At 67.1% G+C, this 6,439-nt stretch carries 3 protein-coding genes; all 3 read right to left on the reverse strand.

The window, feature by feature from the left end; translation table 11 throughout:
* Positions 1–52: 52 nt before the first annotated feature.
* The gene (locus NQ036_RS15250) at positions 53–2,788 is read right to left on the reverse strand and encodes a LuxR family transcriptional regulator (RefSeq protein ID WP_257049445.1); all 2,736 of its coding nucleotides are present in this window, start codon (positions 2,786–2,788) and stop codon (positions 53–55) included.
* 337 nt (positions 2,789–3,125) lie between these two features.
* Positions 3,126–5,162, reverse strand: a complete 2,037-nt coding sequence (locus tag NQ036_RS15255) for a M13 family metallopeptidase (protein WP_257059971.1) — start codon at positions 5,160–5,162, stop codon at positions 3,126–3,128.
* Between the two features lie 136 nt (positions 5,163–5,298).
* The gene (locus NQ036_RS15260) at positions 5,299–6,216 is read right to left on the reverse strand and encodes an endonuclease domain-containing protein (RefSeq protein WP_257049449.1); all 918 of its coding nucleotides are present in this window, start codon (positions 6,214–6,216) and stop codon (positions 5,299–5,301) included.
* Positions 6,217–6,439 lie beyond the last annotated feature (223 nt).

The following is a 6,439-nucleotide window of genomic DNA, read 5'->3' on the forward strand; positions in this document are numbered from 1 at the left end:
GGTCTGAAATCCGCCGCGGATTTCAGACCAAAACGACTGCGAATCGGTAGGTTCAGTGCGTCTGCAGGCGGCCGGCCGCCCGGAGCTCGAGGATGCGCTGTGGGATGTCGGTGCGCCGCGCGGCCCCCAGCTTGCCACGGGCCGAGAGCACGTGAGATTCCACGGTCCGCACCGAGAGGAACAATCTCTGGCTGATCTTGACATTGGTCAGGCCCTCGCCGACCAACCTGCAGATCTCCGCTTCCCGCCGTGTCAGGGACACCGGCGCGGCGGACTCGGACGATTCGATCCGCGGTGCCGGCCGTCCAGTCGCGATCGTCTTGAGCATGGCCCCGGCCTCAGCCGCACGTTTGGCGGACCGATTGGCGATGAACAGGGCCCGCGCGTGCTGCAGTGCGTGTTCGGCGGCTTCACGGTAGTTCGTGGCGGCCAGGCGTCGTCCGGCGTCGAACAGGGCGTCTGCGTCCCCGGCTGCCAGGGCCAACACATGATCGCGCAGGGCCAGAGGGCCGGGCAGCCCGATCCGCTGCAAGCTCTCGAGTTCCCTTGCCGCCTGCCCCGCCGCCACGGTTCCATCGAGCACCTGCGCGTGCAGGAACACGGCGTGCATCCAGTCGGGCCGGGGCTCGGACGGGTCGGCGCCGGGGCCCTGCAGCAGTGCCACCAGGAGTTCGAGGTGGGAGGACGGATGTCTGGCGGCGATGGTGCCGCGGGCGTGGAAAACGGACCCGATTCGCTGCCGGGACGAGACGCTGAGCAGTCGGCGGATCGTCGTGTGCATGCCCCAGCCCACCGCTAGCAGGGAGGGATTGAGTACATCGGCAAGGGCGTCCAGATCCCGTGCCGCGGTCTCCAACTCTCCTCGCAGCACCCGCCGCAGCCCCTGGCACCAAGCCGTGGCGCTGGATGCCACCGAGCTGACCTGTTCGGGGTTCGTCACCGCTTCGCTGAGGAGCCCGCGCAGAGTGGTCGTCGTCTGTTCGGGCTCGATGCCGGCCAGCATGAATTCCACCGAGGTGGCGACGACGAAGAACCAGATCATCGACAGTGACAACCCATCCGGGGTGTGATCGCGCACGGCCAGGAGTTCTGCGATGATCTCCGTGCCCCGCTCGGCGAAATCCCGCAGCTCCTCCGGTTGGCCGCGGCTGAGCCGGTCCTGGCACAGCAGAATCAGCGCGGACAGCCGAAGCACGCTGGGCAGATCACGGTTGTCGGCGACCAGCAGGGCGGCCTCCGGATCGAGGCGCGCGCTATTGGCGAACGAGTCGAGGAGCTTTCCGGCCCCTGGGTACTCCTGTTCCACCGGTCCTTGGAGGAAAGCGGTCCACCAGGCGGGAACACCGAGGTTCGGGCCCGTCCAGGCGATGATGGTGGCAATGGTGTAGAGCAGCTCGACATCGGGCGGGGTTCCGGAAGCGGCTTTCACTGTGGCCCGTTCCGCAGCCCGCTCGGCCATGGCCCGGGCGGGGCGGTACTCTCCGCGGATCAGCAGCGACGTCAGGTGCTGGAGCTCCACTGCGGGGAGCGCGGGCTGCTCGATGGACGCCGATTTCAGGAAGACCTCGGCCTCGACCGGATTGCCCAGCCGGTTGGCGATGCGCGCGGCCGCGATGAACAGGGGCGTGTGCTGCGCGCCGGCGGTGCCCGAATGCACGAGGCTCCTGGCCAGGCGCAGGGTCGCCGATTCCCCGATGGCGTATCCCGAATCCCACAGCCGCTGCAGACTGCCCTCGACGGAATCCCAGTCCTCGTCCGAGGGCGCCTCCGCCGTCTCCAAGAGGGCGTTGGCCGTCAGGGGAGAGACGACGACATAACTGTGCGCGCCCGGGATGCGGTGGGCCAGGCCCAGACTCGTCAGGGTCCCGACGGTGGGCGCTCCGAACAACTGTGTGGCGGTCTGGCGGGGCAGTGGGCTCAGCTCGGCGAGCATGACGGCGGCGCGCACCCTGGTCTGCGACAGACCGCGGGCCCGGTCGGCCAGGCGGCTCGGCGCCTGTGCGCCCAGATAGTGGGAGTCAACGCTGCCGCGGGGATAGTGCCGGGGTACGAGATACGGTTCGTAGAGTGCCCACGCCGCCAGATCGGCGGCGACCAGTGGACGTCCCTCCGAGAGGACGACGAGTGTCTGCAGTTGGAGGTCGTCGAGGGTCCCGGGTGGGCAGATGTCCATGATGATCTGGCGGACTTCGTGGTCGGTGAGTTCCGGTACGTCCAGGCGGATGAGTCGACCGGACAGCCAGGCATCGCGTAGCAGGGCGAGGGTGCCTGAGCGGTTCGCGGCGAGTCGCAGGGCGTCCATGTCGATGAAGCAGCACAACGCCACCCGGCCATCGGCCAGACTCGCATCGATGAGTGGCCCGGCCTCCTCCGGCAGCCGGTGCGCCGCCTCGACGATCCGGATGCAGTGCCCGCCGGCATCGGGGCGGAGGAATCCCTCAAGCTCCTCGGCGGTGGTTCCGGTGGTGGCCTGCAGCAGGAACCGGTCCGGTCCCACGGCCGGGGAGCCGTCGCCCTGAGCGGGATATGGGCCGGAGTCTCGCTGCGCGGTGGTGCGGTGCAGGACTCCGGCCAGTGCCCGGGCGGTGCGGGTGAGGCCGGAGCCGACCTCGCCGACGACCAGGCAGGAGTTGCCGGCGGCCAACTCGTCGGCCAGGTGGCGGATGAAGTCCTCGCGTGACCGGCCGGGCGAATGCGGGGTGCTGGCGCTGCCGCCTGTTTCGTGGCCCGACTCGGGAACTTCGAGGTTCCGCGCGAATCCGGAAGGACGCGGTGGTACATGGTCCAAAGGATGGTGCGACAAGATGGTGCCTTTCCAATCTCGGTTCTCCTGCTCTGTTTGGGAGCCGAATTGCCGTGAGCCGAAACCACATCCATCCTAGCTGTGAAAACCGTAATTTACGTGTGAGATCAGTAGCCTGGTGTTCCCAGACTACTGACCTATACGGCTTTGACTACTCTGATGCGGTGGGTCCCTCTCCAGATGGATTGTGTAATCCAGCAGGCAGTGCCTACGTAGATTCCGTTCATCGGGGTAGAGGACGCAAGGCGGGGAATCTCCCCCTGCACTGGAGGAGATTCCCCGCGTTGCTTCCACCGAGTCCGTGGACCGGCCCTGCCCTAGCTCACCAGATCGTCACGCGCTCCTCGGGCGCCAACCACATCGGATCGGCCTCGGTCACACCGAAAAAATCGGCGAAGGCGTCGATGTTCTTCACGATCTGATTGCAGCGGAACTCCTCGGGCGCATGCGGATCGATCGACAGCCGGCGCTCGCGTTCTGCCGGCCTGAACTTGGCCCGCCAGGCGTTCGCCCAGCTGCAGAAGAAGTCGTGTGCGTCCTGGGCCGTCACCTCGGTCCCGGATGCCGCGGCGGCCAGGTGCAGGGCCTTCCAGGCGATCGACAGCCCGCCCAGATCGCCAATGTTCTCGCCGATCGTCAGCCCGCCGTTGACGTGGAACTTCGGTTCATCGGCGAAGCCCTCGGGCACCAGCGCATCGTACTGGGCGATCAACCCGCTCGTGCGCTCCTCGAACCGGGCCCGGTCCTCGGCCGTCCACCAGTCGACCAGATTGCCGTGGCCGTCGTAGCGGGATCCCTGGTCGTCGAAGCCGTGGCCGATCTCGTGGCCGATTACCGCGCCGACCGCCCCGAAGTTCGCGGCGTCGGAGGCCTGTGGGTCGAAGAACGGCGCCTGCAGGATCGCCGCGGGGAACACGATCTCGTTGAGCACCGGGTGGTAGTAGGCGTTGACCGTCTGTGGGGTCATCAGCCATTCCTCGCGATCGATCTCCCCGCCGATCCGTCCGGTCAGCCTGTCGTACTCTGCGACCGAGGCCCGGCGCACATTGCCCACCAGGTCGTCGGCGACCACGGTGAAGTCGTAGCTGCGCCAGACGTCCGGGTAACCCACCTTGACGCCGAACAGTCCCAGTTTCTCCAGCGCGCGGACCTTGGTGTCAGGGCCCATCCAGTCCAGGTCCTTGATCGAGTGCTCATAGGCCTCGACCAGCTTGTCGACCAGCTCGGCGATCCGCGCCTTGGACTGGGGCGGGAAGTGCTGGGCCACGTACAGCTTGCCCACCGCCTGGCCCAGCAGCGATTCGACGATCGACACGCCTCGCTTCCAGCGCTCCCGCTGTTCGGGAGTGCCCGAAAGTGCGCGCCCGAAGAACTCGAAGTCGGCCCGGGAGATCTCATCGGTCAGCAGTGCGGCGTTCTCCTCCAACACGCTGAACAGCGCCCAGGCCCGGAGTACCTGCAGGTCGGTCTCCTGCCATACCGCACCCAGCCCGGTCAGGAAGTCCGGCTGGCCCACGATCATCCGCTCGACGGTCTCCAGACCTGCGCCGGTCAGCCATGCGGCGAAGTCGAAGCCCGCGGCCAGTTCGACGGCCTCTGCTGCGGTCTTCGGGTTGTAGCCGGCCTCCGCATCGCGCGTGCGCACGCGGTCCCAGTGGTGGGCGGCCACTGCGGTCTCGAATGCCAGCACCTGCTCGGCCAGCTCCGCATCGCTGTAGCCGGTGTGTACGCTCAGGCCCGCCAAAGCGCTCATCCGCGCGATGTGCTCCCGGTACTGCTCGCGGATCTCGGCGTAGTCCTCGCTGGAGTAGTAGACCTCGTCGGGCAGGTGGATCCCGCCCTGGTGGGTGTAGAGCGCGTAGTGGGCTGAGTCCTTGGCGTCGGCATCGACGTAGATCGCCACGGGGCCCGAGGTCCCCGTGCGCTCCAGCCTGCCCAGGACTTCCGCGAGGGCGGATTTGTCGGCTGCGGCCTTGATCGTGGCGAAGTCCTCGGCCAGCGGGCTCAGGCCGCGTTCGGCGATCGTGTCCGTGTCCATGAAGCTGGCGTAGAGGTCGGCGACCTGCTGCTCGGGGCTGCCCGGGGCGTGCGTGGGGGAGTCCGCTGAGTCGGCGGGGCCCGCGGGCTGGGAGTCCGTGGGCTGGGACAGGGCGGTGATGAGCTCGCGGACCGCGGCCTCGGCGCCGTCGAAGAGTTCGCGCATCGCGCCATCGCCGGAACGGTCCTGCGGGATCTCGTGATCGCGCAGCCAGGCGCCGTTGACGTGCTTGAACAGGTCGACGGTCGCGGGAGTGGCCGCATCGAGGTACGGAAGGTCGAGTGCGGGTGTCTGCGCAGATGTGTGCTCAGCTGAAGTCATACCTGCACGTTACCCGGAGTGGACACTCGATGGTCTCAGCCCGCACCGAGAGTCCGGTTCATGCGGTCTCTCCCGGTCTCCAACTGCATGAACCGGCCAGTGGATGCAGTGTGCGCGCACCGAGTGGGAATCATCCTTAGTAGAGCTCCTGCACCCGCTCCGCAATCGCCTGCTTCACCTCATTCAGCGCCCAGTCCAGGCCGCTGTGCTTGCTCACCCGGATGACCAGCCAGCCGGCCTTCTGCAGGGCCAGATAGCGGCGGATGTCGTACTCGAACTGCTCGTCGTCCCAGAAATGGTGCCCGCCCTCGTATTCGATCGCCACCTTGATCCCCGGATAGCTCATGTCCGGATGGATCACGCCCAGCCCGGGTACGTCGACCGCATGGCCGACCAGCGGTTCGGGCAGCCCAGCGGCGATGATGTCCAGGCGCAGCCGGGTCTCCCGCGGCGAACCGACGCCCTCGTGTGCGCGCTTCAAAGCCCGCAGCAGTCGGCGCCGCCCGCGGAACCCGGCGGCCTGCGCGACGAAGTCCGCGAGCTCTTCCTTCGAACAGGCCCTGGGTCCGTTCCATGGGCCCAGCAGTGCGTCGAGGACGTAGACCAGGGCCTCCTCGGCGAGGCGCCCGGCGAGTTCCAGGACCAGGTACGCGAGGCTCTGCACCGCGACGCCGGCCATGAGCTCCCCCTGCGCGCGGTGCCGCTGGCTGCGCAGGGCGACGACGCCGCGGCGCTTGATGATGCTCGCGCCGGCCGGCCGCGTGACTTCGAGGTCTACGGGCGGGCAGGGTAGGGGGAATCCCAGCAGATACGCGGCCGAGGTCCCGCCGGCTAGGGCGTCTGGGAACAGCAGTTGCAGGGCGGCAACGCGCTCGCGGATGCGCAACCAGCTGGAATCCCCGGGTCCGTAGGCGGGGCACAGCACTGACTCGCGGATGTCCTCGCGAGCCCAGATCCCGGGGATGACCAGCCGCAAGCCCCCGGTTCCGTCGCGGGGCTGCCGACCGGTCAGGGCGCGGACATCGGAGGCAAGCAGAAGCGTTGGCAAACTCATGTATTTGTAATCATTAAACATTTAGTGAGTGTAAATGATGTTGAATAGCTTTAATAGGCTAATTCACACTCGTCATGCCTACGCTTCATCGACTGGCCGGTTCATGCAGATTCTTGGAGATGTCATGTCTCAGGACATCGGGGCCACGTGATGTCTCAACCAGGTGTGTCCATTGATGTCTCATGACTTCGTGTCCATCTCGGGTCGATGCGTGTATTTCGGA

The organism is Brevibacterium sp. 91QC2O2 (assembly GCF_024580695.1).
Lineage (GTDB): Bacteria > Actinomycetota > Actinomycetes > Actinomycetales > Brevibacteriaceae > Brevibacterium > Brevibacterium moorei.